The 19,947-nt window shown below is 69.2% G+C and carries 16 protein-coding genes, 1 tRNA gene and 1 pseudogene; 10 read left to right on the top strand and 8 right to left on the bottom strand.

The annotated features are described in order from the left end of the window. Window positions 1-51: 51 nt before the first annotated feature. A complete protein-coding gene (locus ACFV6H_RS07060; RefSeq protein ID WP_385539376.1) occupies window positions 52-3,417 on the top strand; it encodes a family 78 glycoside hydrolase catalytic domain in 3,366 nt (1,121 codons plus the stop codon). A 104-nt stretch (window positions 3,418-3,521) separates the two neighbouring features. Here ACFV6H_RS07060 and cobF read toward each other — a convergent pair whose 3' ends face one another. Beyond that, window positions 3,522-4,331, bottom strand: a complete 810-nt coding sequence (gene cobF, locus ACFV6H_RS07055) for a precorrin-6A synthase (deacetylating) (protein ID WP_385539374.1) — start codon at window positions 4,329-4,331, stop codon at window positions 3,522-3,524. Between the two features lie 121 nt (window positions 4,332-4,452). Here cobF and ACFV6H_RS07050 point away from each other — a divergent pair, with 121 nt between their 5' ends. The 3 genes from ACFV6H_RS07050 to ACFV6H_RS07040 are packed head-to-tail and all read left to right on the top strand — an operon-like array spanning window position 4,453 to window position 7,345. After that, complete coding sequence (locus tag ACFV6H_RS07050; RefSeq protein ID WP_385539372.1) at window positions 4,453-5,172, top strand: (Fe-S)-binding protein; 720 nt, start codon at window positions 4,453-4,455, stop codon at window positions 5,170-5,172. Then, entirely contained in the window at window positions 5,169-6,707 is a 1,539-nt protein-coding gene (locus ACFV6H_RS07045) for a LutB/LldF family L-lactate oxidation iron-sulfur protein (protein ID WP_385539370.1), read from the top strand. Before ACFV6H_RS07050 ends, ACFV6H_RS07045 begins: the two co-directional genes overlap by 4 nt. Further along, window positions 6,704-7,345 (top strand): lactate utilization protein C, encoded by a 642-nt coding sequence (locus tag ACFV6H_RS07040; protein ID WP_385539368.1) that lies wholly within the window; start codon window positions 6,704-6,706, stop codon window positions 7,343-7,345. The genes ACFV6H_RS07045 and ACFV6H_RS07040 overlap by 4 nt, the downstream gene beginning before the upstream one ends. On the opposite strand, the gene ACFV6H_RS07035 is transcribed toward ACFV6H_RS07040, so the two are convergent. Beyond that, complete coding sequence (locus ACFV6H_RS07035) at window positions 7,326-7,817, bottom strand: DUF309 domain-containing protein (RefSeq protein WP_385539366.1); 492 nt, start codon at window positions 7,815-7,817, stop codon at window positions 7,326-7,328. The genes ACFV6H_RS07040 and ACFV6H_RS07035 overlap by 20 nt on opposite strands. 105 nt (window positions 7,818-7,922) lie before the next feature. Here ACFV6H_RS07035 and ACFV6H_RS07030 point away from each other — a divergent pair. Continuing rightward, window positions 7,923-7,999: transfer RNA gene (locus tag ACFV6H_RS07030), tRNA-Pro, on the top strand. 167 nt (window positions 8,000-8,166) lie between these two features. Continuing rightward, window positions 8,167-9,276 (top strand): PP2C family protein-serine/threonine phosphatase, encoded by a 1,110-nt coding sequence (locus tag ACFV6H_RS07025; protein ID WP_385539364.1) that lies wholly within the window; start codon window positions 8,167-8,169, stop codon window positions 9,274-9,276. A 7-nt stretch (window positions 9,277-9,283) separates the two neighbouring features. On the opposite strand, the pseudogene ACFV6H_RS07020 reads toward ACFV6H_RS07025, so the two are convergent. The 5 genes and pseudogenes from ACFV6H_RS07020 to pgm form a co-directional block, all read right to left on the bottom strand. Beyond that, window positions 9,284-9,424: pseudogene (locus tag ACFV6H_RS07020) on the bottom strand (TetR family transcriptional regulator); the annotation flags it as partial. A 66-nt stretch (window positions 9,425-9,490) separates the two neighbouring features. After that, window positions 9,491-10,504, bottom strand: a complete 1,014-nt coding sequence (locus ACFV6H_RS07015) for a zinc-dependent alcohol dehydrogenase family protein (RefSeq protein ID WP_385539362.1) — start codon at window positions 10,502-10,504, stop codon at window positions 9,491-9,493. Between the two features lie 58 nt (window positions 10,505-10,562). After that, window positions 10,563-11,540: a ketopantoate reductase family protein gene (locus ACFV6H_RS07010; RefSeq protein WP_385539360.1), complete on the bottom strand. Its 978-nt coding sequence runs from the start codon at window positions 11,538-11,540 to the stop codon at window positions 10,563-10,565. Window positions 11,541-11,711: 171 nt separating this feature from the next. Further along, window positions 11,712-12,239 (bottom strand): DUF4142 domain-containing protein, encoded by a 528-nt coding sequence (locus ACFV6H_RS07005; RefSeq protein ID WP_385539358.1) that lies wholly within the window; start codon window positions 12,237-12,239, stop codon window positions 11,712-11,714. Between the two features lie 240 nt (window positions 12,240-12,479). Further along, window positions 12,480-14,126 carry a phosphoglucomutase (alpha-D-glucose-1,6-bisphosphate-dependent) gene (gene pgm, locus ACFV6H_RS07000; RefSeq protein WP_385539356.1) on the bottom strand — a complete coding sequence of 549 codons (1,647 nt, stop codon included), beginning with the start codon at window positions 14,124-14,126 and terminating at the stop codon, window positions 12,480-12,482. A 261-nt stretch (window positions 14,127-14,387) separates the two neighbouring features. On the opposite strand from pgm, the gene ACFV6H_RS06995 reads away from it, so the two are divergent. After that, entirely contained in the window at window positions 14,388-16,739 is a 2,352-nt protein-coding gene (locus ACFV6H_RS06995) for an MMPL family transporter (RefSeq protein ID WP_385539354.1), read from the top strand. A 79-nt stretch (window positions 16,740-16,818) separates the two neighbouring features. After that, on the top strand, window positions 16,819-18,390 hold the full coding sequence (locus tag ACFV6H_RS06990) for a M1 family metallopeptidase (protein WP_385539353.1): 1,572 nt from the start codon (window positions 16,819-16,821) through the stop codon (window positions 18,388-18,390). Between the two features lie 63 nt (window positions 18,391-18,453). Here the strand turns inward: ACFV6H_RS06990 and ACFV6H_RS06985 are convergent, their stop codons facing one another. Beyond that, the gene (locus ACFV6H_RS06985) at window positions 18,454-19,023 is read right to left on the bottom strand and encodes an HD domain-containing protein (protein WP_385539351.1); all 570 of its coding nucleotides are present in this window, start codon (window positions 19,021-19,023) and stop codon (window positions 18,454-18,456) included. 59 nt (window positions 19,024-19,082) lie between these two features. Between ACFV6H_RS06985 and ACFV6H_RS06980 the strand changes: the two genes are divergently transcribed. Both ACFV6H_RS06980 and ACFV6H_RS06975 read left to right on the top strand, forming a co-directional pair. Then, window positions 19,083-19,637, top strand: coding sequence for a luciferase family protein (locus ACFV6H_RS06980; RefSeq protein WP_385539349.1), 555 nt, complete (start codon window positions 19,083-19,085; stop codon window positions 19,635-19,637). 69 nt (window positions 19,638-19,706) lie between these two features. Continuing rightward, window positions 19,707-19,919 (top strand): antitoxin, encoded by a 213-nt coding sequence (locus ACFV6H_RS06975; protein WP_384782358.1) that lies wholly within the window; start codon window positions 19,707-19,709, stop codon window positions 19,917-19,919. Window positions 19,920-19,947 lie beyond the last annotated feature (28 nt).

Below are 19,947 nucleotides of genomic sequence, written 5' to 3'. Positions count from 1 at the left end.
CCTACGATGCTTGACGGGGGACATGAAACGTTTCAATCAGGAAGGGCCGCAATGGATATGGGCTGGACGCGCAGAGGTCTTCTGCACACCTCCGTCATGGGCGCGGGAGCGGGAATCGCGGGCCTGGCCGCGGTCTCACCGGCCGCCGCCATGGAGAAGGGCGCTCGCGCCGGCCGGCTCCGTGTCGTACGCGCCACGGTCGAGTACGCCGAGCGGCTCCTCGGCACCGATGTCAGGGCCCCGCTCCTGTCCTGGGAACTCGACGGCGGCGAGGGCGGTGGCGAGGGCCAGGGCGCCGGCCGAGGCAGCGCTCGGGGCGCCCGCCAGAGTGCGTATCAGATCCGGGCCGCTGCCGATCCGCGCGACCTCGCGGCCGGCCGAAGGCTTCTCTGGGACACCGGCCGCGTGGAGTCCGACCGCGGTGTCGCCGTCCCGTACGCGGGCCCGCCGCTGCCGTCCCGTACCCGCTGCCACTGGCAGGTCCGGGTATGGGACGCGGAAGGGCACGCCTCGTTGTGGAGCACCGCCGGCTGGTGGGAGACCGCGCTCGGCGACGAGGAGTGGCACGCGCGGTGGATAGGAGCCGATCCCGCGGCCGAACCGCCGGGCCTCGACGGCGCGTCCTGGATCTGGACTCCCGGAGCGACGACCGGCAACGCGCCTGTCGGATCACGGTGGTTCCGCGGCGGTCTCACACTCCCGGCCGGTACGGCGGGCGAGCCGCAGATGTCCGGCGCCGCCCACCCCGGCGCCGCCCGCCCTGACAGCATCCGCCCCGACATCGTCCGCGCGACTCTCCTCGCCACCGCCGACGACGACTTCACTCTCCATCTCAACGGCCGGCAGACGCTCCACGCGCCCGAGCAGGTGGACGGCTGGCGCACCGGTCTGATGGCCGATGTCACCGAGGCCGTACGGTCCGCCGCCGACGGCCGGCTCGTCCTCGCCGCCCGTGCCACCAACCGCGGCAATGTCTCCGTCAATCCGGCGGGACTGCTGGTCCGGCTGCTGATCGAGACCGCCGACGGCGCGCGCCACCAACTCGTCACCGGCGCGGGCTGGCGCGCCGCCGAGACCGAGCAACCGGGCTGGGAGCGCCCGGACTTCGACGACAGCGCCTGGACCGAGACCGCCGTCCTCGCTCCGTACGGCCAGGGACCATGGGGCACCGGTGTGTCGTTCGCCGTGCCCGAGGCGCCCGCGCCTCTGCTGCGCCGCGAGTTCACCGTCACCCGACCGGTCGCGCGGGCCCGGCTCTATATCAGCGGACTCGCCTACTACGTCGCCGAGTTGAACGGGAAGCGCGTCGGCAGCCAGGTGCTCGATCCGGCCTTCACCGACTACGACGAGACGGTGCTGTACGCGGTGCACGACGTGACCTCGCTCCTCCGGCGAGGAGACAACGCCATCGGCGTGACACTCGGCCGGGGCTTCTACGGAATGACCACTCCCAATGTCTGGAACTGGCACCGGCCGCCCTGGCACGGCGAGCCCCGGCTCCTGTGCCGACTGGAGATGGAACACTCCGACGGCTCCCGGACCACCGTCGTCTCCGACACCGACTGGCGTATCACCGAAGGCCCCACGCTCACCAACTCCCTCTACGCGGGCGAGACATACGACGCCCGGCTGGCGCCCGAGGGCTGGACCCGGCCCGGCTTCGACGACAGCGCATGGCGCCGTCCCAGCGCCCAGCCGGCTCCCGGAGGCAGCCTGCGCGCCCAGCCGCTCGATCCGATCGAGGTCGTGGAGACGCTCACACCCACCGCGATCAGCGAGCCGCGTCCCGGTGTGTATGTCGTGGACATGGGCCGTACGACCGCGGGCTGGAGCCGGCTGACCGTACGGGCCCCGGCCGGCACCACCGTCCAGCTCGTCCACGGCGAGAAGCTCAAGGACGACGGCACCGTGCACGCCGAGACCGGACATGTGCCCGGCCGCTTCCAGCGCGACGAGTACATCTGCGCGGGCGGTGGTACGGAGGTGTGGGAGCCCTCGTTCTCGTACAAGGGCTTCCGCTATGTCCAGGTCAGCGGGCTGCCCACACGCCCGCTTCCCGCCGATGTCCAGGGCCGTGTCGTCCATTCGAAGGTGGCCGAGGTCAGTGACTTCCGTTGCTCCGAGCCCTTCTACGAGCAGCTCGACCGGGCGATGCGCCGCACCCTGCTCAACAATCTGCACGGCATACCCACCGACACGCCCATGTACGAGAAGAACGGCTGGACCGGCGACGCACAGCTCGGCGCGCCCGTCATGATCTATGCCTTCGGAGTGCACCGCTTTCTGGGCAAGTGGCTCGGCGATCTGGCGGACAGTCAGAACCCGGACGGCCAGCTCCCGGTGATCGTTCCCAGCGGCGGCTGGGGCTACGGCGATCTTGGGCCGTCGCCGGAGTGGACGACCGTATATCCGTTCCTGATACGGGAGATGTACCGGATCTACGGCGACGACCGCGTGGCGCGCGAGCACTGGCCGACTCTGATCCGCTATCTGGACTGGGAGTTGGACCGGCTGGTGGACGGACTCGCGGTCACCGCGCTCGGCGATTATCTGCCGCCCGGCTACGGCGGAAATCCGCCCGAGGACACCCGGCTGACGGCGACCGCATATCTGCACCGCGCGCTCACCCAGACGGCCGAGATGGGCGAGCTGCTGGGCCACGACGAGGACGCGGTGCGCTACCGCGCGGCGGCAGACGGGCTGCGGGACGCTTTCAACTCCGCCTTTCTCGACACCTCTTCCGGTCACTACAGGACCGCGAAGGATCCCGGCTACCGGCAGACCTCCAACGCCCTGCCGCTGGCCTTCGGCCTGGTCCCGAGCGGCGCCCGCGCCTCGGTGCTGGACAGTCTCGTCGCCGACATCACCGCCCGTGGCAACCATCTCAACACCGGCGCCCTGGGCACGAGTGTGCTGCTGCGGGTCCTGTGCGCCCACGGCCGCCCGGACGTCGCGCACGCCATAGCCACCCAGCGTACATATCCGAGCTGGGGCTACTGGTTCGACCACGGCGCCGACACCATGTGGGAGATGTGGCCGCTCGACTCACGCTCGCGCGACCACTACTTCCAGGGCACGGTCGTCCAGTGGCTGTACGAGAATGTCGCCGGGCTGCGCCCTGGGGACGCGGGCTACCGGACCTTCACCGTACGGCCCGACGGCCGGACCGGAGTCAGCTGGGCACGCACCTCGATCCGTACGGTCCGTGGCACGGCCTCGGTGGCGTGGTCGCTGATCGGCCGGGATCTGCGGCTCACGGTACGGGTGCCGGTCGGCGCGAGCGCCGAGATCCATGTACCTGCGGCCCGCCGCGAGGAGGTGCGGGCGCCGGGCGGCGCCGTGTATCTGCGTACGGAGCCGGGCTTCGTGGTGTACCGCGCGGCGCACGGCGAGTGGGAGTTCGTGGGACGGAGCTGACGAGCGGAGCCGGAGGAGGGGCTGACGGGGGAGCTGGAGGAAGGGCGACGGGGAGTTGAGGGGGAGTTGAGGGCGGAGTGGATTTGAACGTTTCATTTCCCGGGTCATTCCCTGTGGAGATCGCGGTCGCGGTCCGGCTCCGGGTCCCGGCGCAGCAGATAGGTGTCCATGATCCAGCCCTTGCGCTCCCGGGCCGCCGACCGGAGCTCCTCGATACGGCCGGCCACCTCCGAGAGCCGTCCGGAGACCAGGATCTCGTCCTCCGTTCCCACATAGGCGCCCCAGTGGATGACCGGATCGGCCGCGAGGTGGTGCCGGAAGGACTGGTGCGCGTCGAGCATCACGACAAGGTCGTCCACGCCCTCCGGCCATCCCTTGGCGAGCCGTCGGCCCGTGGTGATCTGCACCGGCCCGCCCACCCGGTTCAGCCCGATCCGGTGCCTGGCGGCCAGTGCGGAGACACTGCTGATGCCCGGGATCACCTCGTGCTCGAACCGGACCGTGCCACGTGCCAGGACCTCTGCCAGGATCCCGAGCGTGGAGTCGTACAGGGCGGGATCGCCCCAGACCAGGAACGCGCCGGTCCGGTCGCCGTCCGGCCCTTCGCCCAGCTCGTCGGTGATCATGCGTTCGTAGAGATCGGCCCGCCGGCTCCGCCAGTCGTCCACGGTCCCGGGATAGCCGGCTCCGTCGGCCGCGGCGTCCCGCAGCGGATCGCGGGCCTCCACCAGCCGGTAGCGGTCGCCCTCGACATATCGGCGCAGGATCTCGTGCCGCAGACCGATGAGATCGGCCTTCTCCGCGCCCTTGTCGAGGAGGAAGAAGACATCCACCTCGTTGAGCGCTCTGACCGCCTGCACGGTGAGCTGGTCCGGGTCGCCCGCTCCGATACCGATGACATAGATCTTTCTCACCACGTCGAGTCTGCCGTATGCCCGCCGCGTACCACTCATCGGAGGTCTGACGCCTCTTCGCGATCTCCGCCGCCTCTCGAAGGGCTTACGCGTATCACCGCACACCGCATATGCTCCGCCCATGCGTGCCGCCCTTTTCGTCACCTGTGTCAATGACGCCGTCTATCCGTCCACCGGGATCGCGACCGTACGGCTCCTCGAACGGCTGGGTGTCGAAGTCGACTTTCCCGAGGCGCAGAGCTGCTGCGGCCAGCCTCAGTTCAACACCGGCTACCGGCGCGAGACCGAGCCGCTGGTACGGCGGACCGCACGCGCCTTCGAGGGTTACGACTATGTGGTGACGCCGTCCGGATCCTGCGCGGCCATGGTCCGTCAGCACTATCCGGCCTTCGGCGACCCGGCCGCCACGGCCCTCGCCGCACGGACCTATGAGCTGACGGAGTTCCTGGTCGATGTGGTCGGCGTGACGGATGTCGGCGCGTACTTCCCGCACACCGTCACCTACCATCCGTCCTGCCACGGACTGCGTCTGCTCGGGCTCGGAGAGCGCCCGCGGAGACTGCTGGAGGCGGTGAAGGGACTGGAGCTGCGCGAGCTGCCCGGCGCGGACGAGTGCTGTGGATTCGGTGGTACGTTCGCCGTGAAGAACTCCGATGTTTCGGCCGCGATGGGCCAGGACAAGGTGCGCAACGCCGTGTCCACCGGGGCCGATGTGCTCTGTGGCGCGGACAACTCCTGTCTGATGCATATCGGCGGAATCGTGAGCCGTGAGGACGCCCCGCTGCGCCCTGTGCATCTCGCGGAGATCCTGGCGTCGACGGAAGAGGAGCCCTGGTCATGAGCGGTACATATCTGGGGATGCCGGCGTTTCCGGTCGCGGCCAAGGAGGCCGTGGGCAATGAGACGCTGCGGGCGAATCTGCGGCACGCCACCCATACGATCCGGGACAAGCGCGCCAAAGCCGTCGCGGAGCTGGACGACTGGGCGCTGCTGCGCGAGGCGGGCAAGCGGATCAAGGACCATACGCTGCGCCATCTCGACCGTTATCTTGTCCAGCTTGAGGAGTCGGTGACGGCGGCGGGCGGAGTGGTGCACTGGGCTGCCGACGCCGCCGAGGCCAACCGCATCGTGGCGGAGCTGGTGAAGGCCACCGGCGAGTCGGAGGTCGTCAAGGTCAAGTCGATGGCCACCCAGGAGATCGGGCTCAACGAGGCGCTGGAGGCCGAAGGCATCTCCGCGTACGAGACCGATCTGGCCGAGCTGATCGTGCAGCTCGGCGACGACCGCCCTTCCCACATCCTGGTCCCGGCGATCCATAAGAACCGCGGCGAGATCCGTGACATCTTCCGCGATCGGATGGGTGCCTGGGGCCGGGCGGCTCCCGAAGGACTCTCCGACACCCCGGGCGAACTCGCCGAGGCGGCGCGGCTCCATCTGCGGGAGAAGTTCCTGCGCGCCAAGGTCGGTGTCTCCGGCGCGAACTTCATGGTCGCCGAGACCGGGACGCTCGTCGTCTTCGAGTCGGAGGGCAACGGACGGATGTGTCTGACGCTCCCCGAGACACTGATCTCCGTGGTCGGGATCGAGAAGGTGGTGCCGACCTGGCGCGATCTGGAGGTCTTCCTCCAGACGCTGCCGCGCTCCTCGACCGCCGAGCGGATGAACCCGTACACCAGCATGTGGACCGGCACCCATGACGCCGACGGCCCGAGCACCTTCCATCTGGTGCTGCTGGACAACGGCCGTACGGAGACACTGGCCGACGAGGCCGGCCGGCAGGCGCTGCGCTGTATCCGCTGCTCGGCCTGTCTGAACGTCTGCCCGGTGTACGAGCGGGCCGGCGGGCACGCGTACGGCTCGGTCTACCCGGGCCCGATCGGCGCGATCCTCAGCCCTCAGCTCCGTGGCACCCAGAGCGAGATCGACGCCTCGCTGCCGTATGCCTCGTCGCTCTGCGGAGCGTGTTACGAGGTGTGTCCCGTCGCCATCGACATTCCCGAGGTCCTGGTCCATCTGCGCGAGCGGGTGGCGGACCAGGGCGGTAAAGGGCACCGGCTGGAGAAGGCCGCGATGAAGGCGGCGGGCTGGGTCTTCGACCATCCCCGGGTGCTGGCCGCGGGCGAGAAGGTCGCCTCGAAGACGCGTCGGCTCCATCCGTCGAGACTGCCGGGCGCGAGGGCGTGGACGGACGCGCGCGATCTGCCGAAGCTGCCGCCCGAGCCGTTCCGCGACTGGTGGAAGAAGAACCGCGCGGAGGGCCGCGGCAAGGGCGCCCGCCCGACCGGCGGCGGTGCGGACGGCGCCGGCCCTCGGAGCGCCACGGACCTCAACTCCGCCGACCTCAACTCCGACGACCGTAAGGACAGTGGGACATGAGCACCGGTTCCGGCTCGCGGGAGCGGATTCTCGCCCGTATCCGTACGGCGGTCGCCGATGCCCCGGACGCTCCGGAGGCCGTACGCGACTATCTGGACACGCACACGCCCGAGGACCGTATCGTCGAGCTGCTCGCCGAGAACCTCGCGGACTACCGCGCGATCGTCCACCGGTCGGACACCGAGGAGCTTCCCGCGCTCATCGGGCGCCTGCTGGCCGGGCGAGGCGCCCGTACGGTCCTGGTGCCTCCGCTGCTCCCGCCGTCCTGGCTCTCCGCGACGCCCGCGGACATCACCCGGATCGAGGACGACATCGACGCGACGGCCCGGGAGCTCGACGCGGTCGACAGCGTGGTCACCGGCTGTGCCCTCGCCATCGCGGAGACCGGCACGCTCGTCCTCGACGCGGCCCCGGACCAGGGACGACGCCGTATCACGCTCGTACCCGACCATCACATCTGTGTGGTGAGGACCGCCGACCAGATCGTCGGTTCCGTACCGCAGGCCATGCCGCGGCTGGATCCCACCCGCCCGCTGACCTGGATCTCGGGTCCCTCCGCCACCAGCGACATCGAGCTCGACCGTGTCGAGGGCGTCCATGGTCCACGAACGCTGGAAGTCATCCTGCTCGCCGAGTGACCGAGGTCAGCCGCGGTGCCTCGGCGCTCGCGTCCACCGGACCGCCGCCGGCCACCCGTCCGGCCAACTCCCGTGCCCAGGAGGTCAGCCCGGCGATATCGATACCGTGAGGCGACGGATACGCGGCGATCCCGCCCGCGCCGCGCAGCAGCAGCCGGGCACCGCCCGCCGTATTGCCGCGGGCCGAGTGCGTCAGCCCGACGGCCAACTGGGCCAGTCCGCGCCACAGCGCCCGTTCGTCCTCGGGTCCCGACTTCCAGGCGTCCTCGAACACCTCGTGCGCGTGGAACGGTTTGCCCGCGTCCAGCAGGAGCTGGGCTTCCCTGACGGTCTCCTCGGGCGTACGGATCACACCCTCGGGCTGCCGCTCCACGCCCTGGGCCCCGTACGGCAGAGGCCGCCCCAACCCGTCACGCGGTCGCGCGTTACGCGCCCGTCCCTCATTGTCACGGTCCCGACCGTTCTCCGTCATACGTCGATTGTCGCCCGGACAGAGTGCGTCTTCCCGTCGCGCGGAGTGGGGTAATGTTGTCCTGCGTGGTCGGCCGAAGGGATCTTTCCCGTCGGATCCGCGCATCGGGACGTGGCGCAGCTTGGTAGCGCACTTGACTGGGGGTCAAGGGGTCGCAGGTTCAAATCCTGTCGTCCCGACCAGCGTTTTCGCAGGTCGCAGGCGGTATCGGAGGAATCCGGTACCGCCTTTCAGTTTTTGCGGCTCAAGGGAAGCGCACGGCGCCAAGAAAGTGATAAAAAGGGACATTATGCACGCCGGGCGCTGGTGGGCCGACCGCCTTCAGGAGCAATCGCCGGGTCGCGGACTGGTGGCGATCCCACTTGCGCTGATCGTGGTGATCACCGTGGTGGACCTCCACTCTCCGACAGATGTCCATCTGGGCCCGTTTCTGGTGATCGCGCCCGCCCTCGCCGCTTCCTTCGCCGGAGCGCGGCTGACCGCCCTGATCGGGGCGCTGACGGTGGTGGCGCAGGTATTCATCGCCGTGTTCCACGGCGGGCTGACCACAACCAACCATCTGGCACAGATCACGGCGCTGATCGTGCTCTCCTCTCTGGTGGTCTTCTTCTGTCTGGTACGAGAACGGCGTGGCCGGGAGCTGATCCGGGTGCGTTCGGTGGCGGATGCGGCGCAGCGTGTGCTGCTGAGGCTGCCGCCTCGCCGGATCGGGCCGCTGCGGGTGGCCTGGCTGTATCTGACGGCCGAGGACGAGACCCAGATCGGAGGCGATCTGTTCGCGGTCGCCCGGGCCGGTGAGACCGGTACGCGCGTGGTGATCGGCGATGTCCGCGGCAAAGGTCTGGCCTCCATCGGCGAGGCCTCGGTGGTGCTGGGCGCGTTCCGGGAGGGCGCCCATCGCTGCACGAGTCTGCTCGAACTCGCGGCGGCTCTCGAAGGCAGCGTCAGCCGCAGTCTGGAGGAGGTCGCCGACACCCAGGACGATCCCGGCGAGCACTTCACCACCGCTCTCGTGCTCGACATACCGGACCAGGGCCCGGAGGCCGAGATGATCAACTGCGGTCATCCGCCGCCGCTCCTGGTGCGCGGCCGGGAGGTCACGGTGCTGTACTCACCCAGTCCGGCACCGCCGCTGGGTGTGTGCGAGCCACCCGACCTCAGCCATCGCGTCGATCCGTTCACCCTGGAAACCGGCGACACCCTCCTGCTCTACACCGACGGAGTCGTCGAAGCCCGTTCACCGGCCGGAGTCTTCTATCCGCTGGCCGAACGGGTCGCCTCCTTTCCCGCGTCCAGCCCGGAGGCGCTGCTGCGCCATATCCACCGCGATCTGCTGACCCATATCGGCAAGCATCCCGCCGACGACGCGGTTCTCCTGGTCATCGAACGCATTCCCGCCCAGCAGACCCACGGCCCTCACCTCACGGCCCACTTCCACAAGGGCGCCGGCCGGCCCTGATCCCGGTTCACTCCCGCGAGCTCAGCCGACCCAATCCGTGTTCCAGCAGTGCGAACGCGTGCTCGGCATCGCTCACCGCACCCGCATAGCGCTCGTCGGCGGACTCCCCGTACGCCAGGCGTTCGGCGTTGTCCTGTGCCAGCGCCCAGACCTGACCACGTCTGCCGAGCGCCTGTCCGGCGCCCACTGAGCCCTCTAACAGTCGCCGAGCCCTCTAACGGTCGCCGTTCTGGAAATGGAACAGGATCTTTCCTTCTCGCTGTGGCTTTCGGGCCCGGTCGAATGCCGTGCGGTAGTCGGCGAGCGCGAAGGTCTCTTCGACGGGTGTGTAGAGGATGCCTTGTTCGACCAGTTCGGCGAGTTCGGTGTAGACGGCTTCGATCTCCGGTCGTGGAGCGGTTCGGATCCAGTTGATCAGCCAGTAGCCGCGCACGCCGAGTTCGCGGTATACGAGATCGGCCGCCGGTACCGCCACCGGTGTGTGGGTCAGGGACGAATAGCTGATCACCTGGCCGCCGAATTCCAGTGAGTGGGCGAGGGCTCCGGCGACGGGGCCGCCGACGCCGTCGAAGACGAGCCGGAATATCGTATCGCCCAGTACGTCGGCGATACGGTCGCGGAGGTCGTCTCCGCCGTCTCCGTAGACCACCACCAAGTCGGCGCCCTGGTCGAGCAGTTGCTTGACGGTCTCCTCGCGGCGCACGACGCTCAGCGTTCTGACGCCCGCGTGGTGGGCGAGGGCGATCACATTCTGGCCGACGGCGGAGTTGCCCATGTCCTGGCCGATCCAGTCGCCGGGCTTGAGCGAGGCGTACCGGTGCAGCAGGCCGTATGCCGTCGCGGGATTGACCGCGAGCAGGGCGAGCTGGTGTGCGTCGGCCTTCTCTCCCACGGGGATCACACTGCTCGCGGGCGCGACGGTCCGGTCCGCCCAGGTGCCTTGCAGATAGTTCGGCAGAAGTATGATGCGCCGGCCCACGAGCGAGGGATCGGCGGCCGTACCGGCCTCGATCACCCGGCCCACTCCCTCCGTGCCCAGCACGCTCGGAAGGGAAGGCCGAACACGTTCCGTGTAGGTGCCTTCGGCCAGCCTGAAGTCGGTCAGATTGATTCCCGCGGCCTCCATCTCCACCAGCACATCGGCCGGGCCCAAGGTCAGGTCGGGATTCGGTTCGAGATAAACGGACTCGCTGACGGGCCCTATTTCTTTGAGGATGATCTGGCTCATGACATCGCTCCTTCGGCGTGCCGCTTTCGAGGCCGGCCACCTACTTCCAGGCTAGATGTCAGCTTGCGGAACGCAAGCCAAGCCCGTATCGGTGTTCGTACACGCGCAGGTTCATGGTCGCGAGATCCATGAGCGGAGTGGCGACGGAGAGCTCGGCGGCCCGTCGGGTCAGATCGCCGAAGACATGCTCGACCTCGGTCGAACGGCCCGCCGTCACATCCCGGTAGAAGGACGGCGCGAACGGTGAATCCGGCTGGGTGAGAGTGCCCTCGGTGGTGGCACGCCTCTCCTCGGTGAGCGGGAATCCCGCGGCGGCGGACACGGCGGCCGTCTCGGCGAGTACGGCCTTGGCGTACTCGGTGCCGCCCGGTACAGAGACGACATCACCGATCGTGCCGCGCATGAGGCAGGTGATCGCACCCGCGGTGGCGATGAAGACCCACTTGTGCCACATCTCGGCGAGGATGTTCTCCGAGACCGTGACCTCGAAGCCCGCTCCGTCCAGCAGTTCAAGGGCCCGCCCGGCAGGCGAGTCGGCGGCGCGCACGGCATCGGCGGCACCGGCGCGTACGGCACCGCCGCGCTGATCGCCGAGCGTCAGCTTCGCGCCGGGAGCCAGTACGACGATGTCTCCTCGCGCGTCCACGGACGTCGCCAGCAACGCCACACCGCCCAGCACCGACGCCGTACCGAACCGGTCGCTGAGCCGGTCCAGGTGCGCCATCCCGTTCAGGACCGGCAGGATCGCGGTGGACGGCCCGACCGCCGGCGCGATGTCCTCCATCGCCTGAGCCAACGCGGTCGCCTTCACCGACACCAGAACCACATCGTAGGAACCGTACGAGCCGCCGGAATCACGGAGTTCGGCCGCCGTGACCAACCGCGCGTCGATACGGTCGTCCTCTCCGGAGCCCACGATCCGCAGCCCCCGCTCCCGCAGAACGGCCGCCCGGCCGGGACGCACCAGAAACGTGACATCCCTGCCCGCCCGCACCAGCCTGGCCCCGAAATAACCTCCGGTAGCCCCGGCACCCACGACCAGAAGCCTCATCATGACCTCCCACGGCGGTACGGCACGAACATGCCCTGACCGTAACGGATTCGGCCGCTGCCGCGGTCGTCGGTGCGGCGGCAGCGGCCGGTCTCCGTGGAGGCGGGCTTGACCAGAGATCAGGTCAGGTCGGTCGGGTCAGGCAGGTCGGCCGGGTCAGGTCGAGTTGAGCTCGGCCTTGCAGTCGCGGATCAGGGTCAGGTGCTCCGCCACCACGGGACGTGCCGCGCTGGCCGCCGCCCTGACCTCGGAGTTGCCGCCTGTGGCGATCTCCTGGTCGATCAGCTTGAGTGTGTCCACGTGTCCCTTGTCCTCGTTGGCGAGCCAGGCGCTGTCGTATCCGCTCGTGCCCGCCTTCGCCTGCACGGCGGCCAGTGCCTGCTCCTGTGCCGCGGAGGGCGAGGTGGGCAGAGTGACGCCGAGTTTGTTCGCCAGCGCCTTGACGCCCGCGTCCAGCTTCTTGTGGTCGCGCACCAGCGTGGCGCCGACCGTCTTCACACATGTCGCCCTGGCGTGCTTGCCCGCGTTCTCACCGTCCTGGATCTCCGTCAGGTTGCCCTGATGGATCGCCTTCAGGAAAGGCGCGTCGTCGGTGGCCCTGGCCGCCGCGAACGCGGAAGGCGCGGATATGCCGGCCAGCGCTGCCAGCGTCGCGGCAGCTGCGATGCGTCGCACAGCAATCATCTGCGTTGCTCCCTTCGCCCGGCCTGGGAGGCACACAGCTCGTGTCAGACCGGTCGATGAACGGGCACGCGTGTCGGTGTCCGGTGGTCATCCTTTCCCTCGCCACGCCGTGTGCTCACACGATCACCACATTCATCACGCGAATGGCCGTCATGGCCCGGCGATGGCCCGGCGACCGCGTACGGGCCGCGCGTACGAGCCGGCCCGTACGCGGTCGTCCGGATCGCCGGCTCAGCCGGCTCAGTCGCCCAGGTACAGGGCCGCCGCGACGACGCCCTTGGCCTCCTCTTGTACGCGGCCGAGATGGTCGGCGCCGAGGAAGGACTCGGCGTAGATCTTGTAGACGTCCTCGGTGCCCGAGGGACGGGCCGCGAACCAGGCGTTCTCGGTGATCACCTTGATACCGCCGATGGACGCGCCGTTGCCGGGCGCCTCGGTGAGCACGGCGGTGACCGGTTCGCCCGCGAGGCTGTCCGCCGTGACCTGCTCGGGTGAGAGCCGGGCCAGTACGGACTTCTCCGCCGGCGTGGCGGGCGCGTCGATACGGGCGTACGCGGGCGCCCCGAAGCGGCCGGTGAGCGTGGCGCAGTGCTCGGACGGCGTCCTGCCGGTGACCGCGAGGATCTCGGAGGCGAGCAGCGCCAGGATGATGCCGTCCTTGTCGGTGGTCCACACCGAACCGTCGCGCCGCAGGAAGGACGCCCCGGCCGACTCCTCCCCGCCGAAACCGAGCGATCCGTCGGCCAGCCCGGCCACGAACCACTTGAAGCCGACGGGCACTTCGACCAGTTCGCGGCCGAGATCCGCGGCGACGCGGTCGATCATCCCGGACGACACCAGCGTCTTGCCGATGCCCGCCGTGGCGGGCCACCGGTCGCGGTGGGCGTAGAGATAGCCGATGGCGGCGGCGAGATAGTGGTTGGGATTCATCAGCCCGGCGTCCGGCGTGACGATGCCGTGCCGGTCGGAGTCGGCGTCGTTGCCGGTGGCGATCCCGTACTCGTCGCGCCGGTCGATCAGCGAGGCCATGGCGTACGGCGACGAGCAGTCCATCCGGATCTTGCCGTCCCAGTCCAGCGTCATGAACCGCCACGTCGGATCGGTCAGCGGATTGACCACCGTCAGATCGAGCCGGTGCTGCTCGGCGATACGGCCCCAGTACGCGACCGACGCGCCGCCCAGCGGATCCGCGCCGATCCGCACTCCGGCGGCGCGCACCGCGTCCAGGTCCAGCACGGCCGGCAGATCCGTCACATAGGTGCCGAGGAAGTCGTACCGCCCGGTGGTCGGCGCGGCCAGGGCACGGACGTACGGGATCCGCCGTACGTCCTTCAGTCCGTCCGCGATGATCTCGTTGGCCCGGTCCTGGATCCAGCCGGTCGCCTCGGAACCGGCCGGGCCGCCGCTCGGCGGGTTGTACTTGAAGCCGCCGTCCGCGGGCGGATTGTGGGACGGCGTGACCACCACACCGTCGGCGAGCCCCGAGGCACGCCCACGGTTGTGGGCCAGGATGGCGTGCGACACCGCCGGAGTGGGCGTATAGCCGTCGGCGCTGTCGACGAGCACGGTCACATCATTGGCGGCGAACACCTCGATCGCCGTCACACGGGCCGGTTCGGACAGCGCGTGGGTGTCCGCGCCCAGGAAGAGCGGCCCGGTGATGCCCTGTCCGGCCCGGTACTCACAGATCGCCTGGCTGGTCGCGGCGATATGGTCCTCGTTGAACGCGGTGGCGAGGGACGATCCACGGTGCCCGGAGGTCCCGAACGCGACACGCTGGCCCGGCTCTTCCGGGTCCGGGTGCAGCGCGTAGTACGCGGTCACCAGCCGGGCGACATCGATGAGATCCTCCGGCCGGGCCGGCTGTCCCGCTCGTTCGTGCGGCATCTGCCCACTCCTCCAGGTCGGTTGCTGCGATCGGTTCGCGGTCCTATTTTCCCGGGCCGTCGCCGCGCGTGGCGGCTGCCCCACCGCAGGGACGTTCCTGCCGGGCCTGCCCGCCCGGCGCCCGTCCGCCGGTGGCATGACGGGCCGTCAGCTTCCAAGGGCACGCCGGATGGAGTACTGAGCCCGGCTTTTCCTGACGAACCACATAAAATGCCGACATTTATCGGGCCAGGGCGAGGCCGGCACCCTCGGGGGGACCGTATGACGTCGCAGAGCGAGCAGAGCGACACGGACGCGGAAGCGCGGGCAGCTCTTCACGAGGCCGGCGGACTTCAGCGGCTGGGGGAGTGGTGCGCGCGGCGCTTCATCGTCGTTCTGCTCCTCTGGCTGGTCGCGCTCGGCGGGCTGCACGCGCTCCAAGGAGCCTTCGGCGGCACCTACTCCGACAGCTTCTCGCTGCCCGGTACGCAGTCGGACGACGGCGCGCGGGTGCTCGCCCGGCACGCTCCCGGTACGGGCGGTATCGGCGCCCAGATCGTCCTGCACGACACGCGCGCGCCTCTGACCGCCGTACGGAGCCAAATCGACCGGGCCGTCGGCTCGCTCCGGGCGCTTCCGCATGTCATCTCCGTGGTGAGCCCGCTGCCCGCGACGCCGTCGGGACCGCCCACGGGCGCGCTGACCGCCGACGGGAGGATCGCGTACATCACCGTGGGATTCGACGCCATTCCCGCCTCGTTCGGCGCCGCCTATCTCCACGGGATCGACCGGGCGGTCGAGCCGCTGCGCGCCGCCGGAGTACGGGTCGAGTACGGCGGTCCGCTCGGTGAACTCGCCCGGCCCTTGCCGACGGATCTGAACAGCGAGGTCATCGGCTTCGCGGTGGCGGTCACCGTTCTGCTCCTCGGATTCGGCAGCGTCATCGCCGCGGGTGTCCCACTGCTCACCGCGCTGGTGGGCGTCGCCGTCGGGCTGAGCTGTCTGGGACTGATCGCCGCCGCGTCCACCTTCGCCAGTGTCTCGCCGACCCTGGCCACGATGATCGGACTGGGCGTCGGGATCGACTACGCGCTGTTCCTGATCACCCGTCACCGGCAGCAGATCATGGACGGCGCGGATCCGGTGACGGCGGCCGGCCGGGCGGTCGCCACCAGCGGCCGGGCCGTGGTGGTCTCGGGCTGCACCGTCATCGTCGCGCTGGCGGGCCTGTATGTCTCCCAGGTCAGCTTTATCGGCAAGCTGGGCGTGGCCGCTGCCGTCACGGTCGTCATCGCCGTCATCGGCGCGATCACTCTCGTACCGGCTCTGCTCGGACTCGTCGGCCGCCGTATCGACCGCTACTACGTCAGAAAGCCCGTCGCGGAGGGACTTCCGGCCCTGCGCGCGGGCGGTACGCGGCCGGGAGGCGCGCGACAGGTCCGTACGCGGCGAGTACGTACGTGGCAGGGCGGTACGCGGCAGGCCGGTACGCGGCGGTCCGCCGAGGCGCAGGGCACCTGGCACCGTTACGCCCAGCGCGTCGAGCGCCGGCCCTGGTGGTTCCTGCTGGCCGGGCTCGTCGCCGTGGGCGTACTCGCGATTCCCGTCTTCTCCATCCGCCTCGGCCATATCGATGACGGCGCCGATCCGAGGAGTTTCACGGACCGGCGCGCGTACGACCTGATCACCGAGGGCTTCGGGCCGGGCGCCAACGGTCCGTTCCTCCTGGTCGTCGACCAGAGCCGGGTGCCGCGCGCCGGGCGTCCCGCGCTGGCGGCAGGCCTCACCGAGGCGCTCACGGATGTCCCGGGCGCGGCCGGTATTAGCCCTCTCCGGCCCACCGGCGACGGTCAGGTGCTGACCGCCACGGCCGTCTCCGCGACCTCACCGCAGTCCGCGGGAACCTCCGCCCTCTTCAGCCGGCTCAAGGACGACGTCCTGCCCCGAGGCGTCTCCGGCACGGCCGCCACGACCTATGTCACGGGCGCGACCGCCGCCGCGGAGGACTTCCTCGACATCATCAGGGCGCGGCTCCCGCTGATCATCGGTGTGGTCGTCGCCCTGGCGTTCCTCATCATCCTGGTGGTGTTCCGCGGGCTGCTGGTGGCTCTCAAGGCCGCCGTGCTCAACCTTCTGTCGATCGCCGCGTCGTACGGAGTGGTGGTCGCCGTCTTCCAATGGGGCTGGGGAGGCCCCGCGCTGGGGATCTCGGGGACGGTGCCGATCGAGAGCTATGTGCCGATGATGATGTTCGCCATCGTCTTCGGTCTGAGCATGGACTACGAGGTCTTCCTGCTGGCCCGTGTCCATGAGTCCTGGCTGCTCACCGGTGACAGCAGAGCGGCGGTCGCGCACGGTCTGGAGATCACGGCGCGTGTGATCACCTGCGCCGCGCTCATCATGGCCAGCGTCTTCGCCGCGTTCATCCTCAGCGACAACATCGTGGTGAAGATGCTGGGCCTCGGACTGGCCGTCAGTGTGCTCATCGACGCCACGATCGTCCGGCTGCTACTGGTCCCCGCGGTGATGACACTGCTCGGCGCGCGTGCCTGGTGGCTGCCTCGCCGACTGGACAGGGAACAGGACCGGTACCGGTTCCGGAACCGGTACCGGGATGCCGGGAACCGACCATGACACCTATGCGTCCCGGCAGTTGGCGTGATCATTCTTGGCCGGATCGCGCTGCTCAAGTCGCACTTACCGAAAGAGGAACATGCGATATCGCACCAGAGTGACGGCCCCGGCGGTCGCGCTCCTCGGCACAGCAGCAGCTCTCACCCTCTCCCCGGCCGCGCAGGCGCGGAGCACCGACGGACGTGGCGTACGGGACGTCAGAGACGGCGGAACTCCGGGCGGCGACAGTCTGGACGATCCCGTCTATCCGGTGCTCGGCAACACCGGATACCGTGTCGCCGCCTATCTGCTGGACTTCACCTACCGCGCCGACACCAAGCTCGTCGACGCGAGCGTGACCGTCACCGCGCACGCCACCCAGGATCTCTCCCGCTTCTCCCTCGACGCGGTCGGCTTCGTGGTCCACGGTGTGTGGGTGGGCGGCCGGGAAGCGGCTTTCGAGCAGCAGACCGAGAAGCTGGTCGTCACGCCGCCGTCCTGCCTGGCGAACCGTGAGAGGTTCACCGTACGGATCGACTACACCGCCGATCCGCGCAAGATCGCGCCGCCGTACAACGGCTGGGTGCCCACTCCCGACGGCTTCGCTGTGGCCGGGCAGCCGGATCTGGCGCGCACGGTCTTCCCGTGCAACGACCATCCCAGCGACAAGGCCGACTTCACCTTCCGTATCACCGCGCCCGACGGACTGACGGCCGTCGCGACCGGCTCGTTGGTCTCCACCAGGAAGGCGAACGGCACCACCACCGTCACCTACCGCTCACGTGATCCGCTCGCCACCGAGCTGGTGCAGATCACCGTGGGCGACTACCGGATCGTCGAACGGCCGGGCCCGAGCGGACTGCGGCTGCGCGATGTCGTACCGACCGCACGCGCGGCGGCACTTGAGCCGGCCCTCGCCCTGACGCCCAATCAGCTCACCTGGCTGGAGCAGCGGCTGGGCGCCTTCCCGTTCGAGGCGTACGGCATCCTGCCCGCCAACACCGACGATCCCAACGCCTTCGACTTCACCGGTCTGGAGACCCAGACCCTCACCATCTACAAGCCGAACTTCCTTCTCCAGACGGAGAATCTGATCGGCTCGCACATGATGCACGAGCTGGTCCACTCCTGGTTCGGCAATCTCGTCTCGCCCGCCACCTGGGCGGATCTGTGGCTCAACGAGGGCCACGCCGACTACTACGGGCTGCTGTACCGGTACGAGCGCGGCTGGCCCGACTCCATCGGGCTGACCAGCATGGAAGCCCGGATGAAGGACGTCTACTCCCGTGGCGACCAGTGGCGCAAGGACGCCGGTCCCGTCGCGGCGCCGACGGCGGCCACGCTCTTCCACAGCCAGCGCTACACGGGCGGTGTGCTGGTCCTGTACGCGCTGTGGACGCTGGTCGGCGAGGAGGTCTTCAGCCGTATCGAGCACACCTTCCTCGACCGGTACCGCAACTCCAGCGCTTCCACGGCGCAGTACATCGCCGTGGCCTCCGAGGTGTCGGGACAGGATCTGACCGGCTTCCTCACCGAGTGGCTGTACGGCACGAAGACGCCGAGGATGCCCGGGCACCCGGACTGGACGGTCACTCCGCCGACCGGCTCCACCGCGCGCCGGCTGCCGCTGCCCAGCTCCCCGAAGGACCTGGGAAGCGCGACGCTCGGCTGACGCGCCCAGTAGGTACGGTACGGGTGGCCGATGCCCGTACCGTACCTACTGGTACCGCGAGCCCTACTGGTATCGCGAGCGCACACCGACATGATGGTGGCCGGCCGCGACCGATTCGAGGACCGGCCGCCAGTCCTCCATGATTCCCGCGTCCATTCCGGCGGTCCTGCCCTCGTCGTCGGCCCTGCGCAGCCGTACCGCGTCCTCGGCCAGCGGGTCCAGGACGAAGGCCTCCACCTCCGCCCGGGTCATCGCGCCGCCCTGGAGCCGCAGCGTCCGCGCGCTCTGCTCCGAGAGCGTGTGCCACGGTTCCATCGCGGCCAGATACCGCTTGGCGGGCACATGGAGCCGTACGAGCCGGGCCACCCGGTCGCCGAGCAGCGGGCGTACGGCGTCGGCGGCCCGGTTCCCGTGTCCCGCGTCGTCACCGGGCAGCAGCAGATGGCCCAGATCGTGGACCAGACCCGCGATCTGGAGCTCCTTGTCGGCGGGATGCCGGCGGCGCAGCAGAGCGGCTGTCTGAAGGGCGTGGTCATGGAGATCGACGGCGTCGCCGCTGCGGTCGGGGCTGTCCCAGACGCCCCGGCACGCGTACAGGAGATCCATCAGCTCATCGACCGAGTTCGCAGCCATGGCGGCCCTTTCTCGTCCTGAAATGTCTGCCGTCGCCCTGCCGAGGAGATCATGAAGGGATGAACGGGCCGACGGACGGAGCGTTGAACACGTGGCGAACAAAAGCCGTCGGCCCGAGGCGCGCCCGGCCGCGTGGAAATCGGCGGAGCTGCGCGGAACTCGGCAAAGACAAGCACATTTGTTCCTCGTTTCCTCTGTCCGCCGAGGTCGCGGTACGGCACGCTGATGGCATGAACGCTGCCAGACATGCCGGCGAACGGCTGATGACTTGGCCAGGTCTCAGCGGTGGCCGGGCCTATTGCGGCACAGATCCGTGCGTACGCTCGGGTACACAGGAAATAGTTCACTTCCACGGTGAGAACGAAGCAGATGTTCATCTCACCAATGCCATGATCGCCAAGCTTCGGCCGGCGCTCAAGAGGTCCACCGCGCTCCGGTTGCGGGCCGGCTGCGGCTGGGTCACCGTACGGCTCGACACCGGAGCGGACATCGATCTTCTGGTCACTCTGGTCAGCGCCGCGCTCCAGGCCGTCGCCGGGCTGCCCGAGGACGACGGCACGGGCGCGGTGAGCGATCCCTGCACGCGGCAGCGCACTTACGCCTACTCACGCTGATGTCCGGATGCGGGATCGCCGGACAGCGGTGAAGGTGGACATGAAGACGTTCCGAGCGAGGAGCCGAACATGTCGATGCTCGACAAGCTGAAGGGCCTCATCAAGGGGCATGAGAGCACGGTCCGCCAGGGGGTCGAGAAGGCGGGCGACGCGTTCGACAGGAAGACGGGGAACAAGTACAAAGGGCCGGTCGACATGGCCCAGAAGAAGATCAATGAGCAGCTCGGCACCAACGAGCCGTCCCGTGAGCCGCCTCGCGACAACCGGCCGCCGGCTAGCTGACGCGACACTTCCGGCGCGAGACCACATT

Source organism: Streptomyces sp. NPDC059743, assembly GCF_042732975.1.
In the GTDB taxonomy this organism is placed as follows: Bacteria; Actinomycetota; Actinomycetes; order Streptomycetales; family Streptomycetaceae; genus Streptomyces.
Note: the sequence above shows the minus strand (reverse complement) of the source record. Positions and strands in the feature narration are given on the sequence as shown.

Bases quoted from the DNA above. Each gene is read 5' to 3' on its own strand.
- ACFV6H_RS07040 (WP_385539368.1), top strand. From the start codon at position 6,704: ATGAGCACCGGTTCCGGCTCGCGGGAGCGGATTCTCGCCCGTATCCGT.
- ACFV6H_RS07015 (WP_385539362.1), bottom strand. From the start codon at position 10,504: ATGAGCCAGATCATCCTCAAAGAAATAGGGCCCGTCAGCGAGTCCGTT.
- ACFV6H_RS06995 (WP_385539354.1), top strand. From the start codon at position 14,388: ATGACGTCGCAGAGCGAGCAGAGCGACACGGACGCGGAAGCGCGGGCA.
- ACFV6H_RS06985 (WP_385539351.1), bottom strand. From the start codon at position 19,023: ATGGCTGCGAACTCGGTCGATGAGCTGATGGATCTCCTGTACGCGTGC.
- ACFV6H_RS06975 (WP_384782358.1), top strand. From the start codon at position 19,707: ATGTCGATGCTCGACAAGCTGAAGGGCCTCATCAAGGGGCATGAGAGC.
- ACFV6H_RS07060 (WP_385539376.1), top strand. From the start codon at position 52: ATGGATATGGGCTGGACGCGCAGAGGTCTTCTGCACACCTCCGTCATG.
- pgm (WP_385539356.1), bottom strand. From the start codon at position 14,126: ATGCCGCACGAACGAGCGGGACAGCCGGCCCGGCCGGAGGATCTCATC.
- ACFV6H_RS07045 (WP_385539370.1), top strand. From the start codon at position 5,169: ATGAGCGGTACATATCTGGGGATGCCGGCGTTTCCGGTCGCGGCCAAG.
- ACFV6H_RS06990 (WP_385539353.1), top strand. From the start codon at position 16,819: ATGCGATATCGCACCAGAGTGACGGCCCCGGCGGTCGCGCTCCTCGGC.
- ACFV6H_RS07005 (WP_385539358.1), bottom strand. From the start codon at position 12,239: ATGATTGCTGTGCGACGCATCGCAGCTGCCGCGACGCTGGCAGCGCTG.
- ACFV6H_RS07035 (WP_385539366.1), bottom strand. From the start codon at position 7,817: ATGACGGAGAACGGTCGGGACCGTGACAATGAGGGACGGGCGCGTAAC.
- ACFV6H_RS07050 (WP_385539372.1), top strand. From the start codon at position 4,453: ATGCGTGCCGCCCTTTTCGTCACCTGTGTCAATGACGCCGTCTATCCG.
- ACFV6H_RS06980 (WP_385539349.1), top strand. From the start codon at position 19,083: ATGAACGGGCCGACGGACGGAGCGTTGAACACGTGGCGAACAAAAGCC.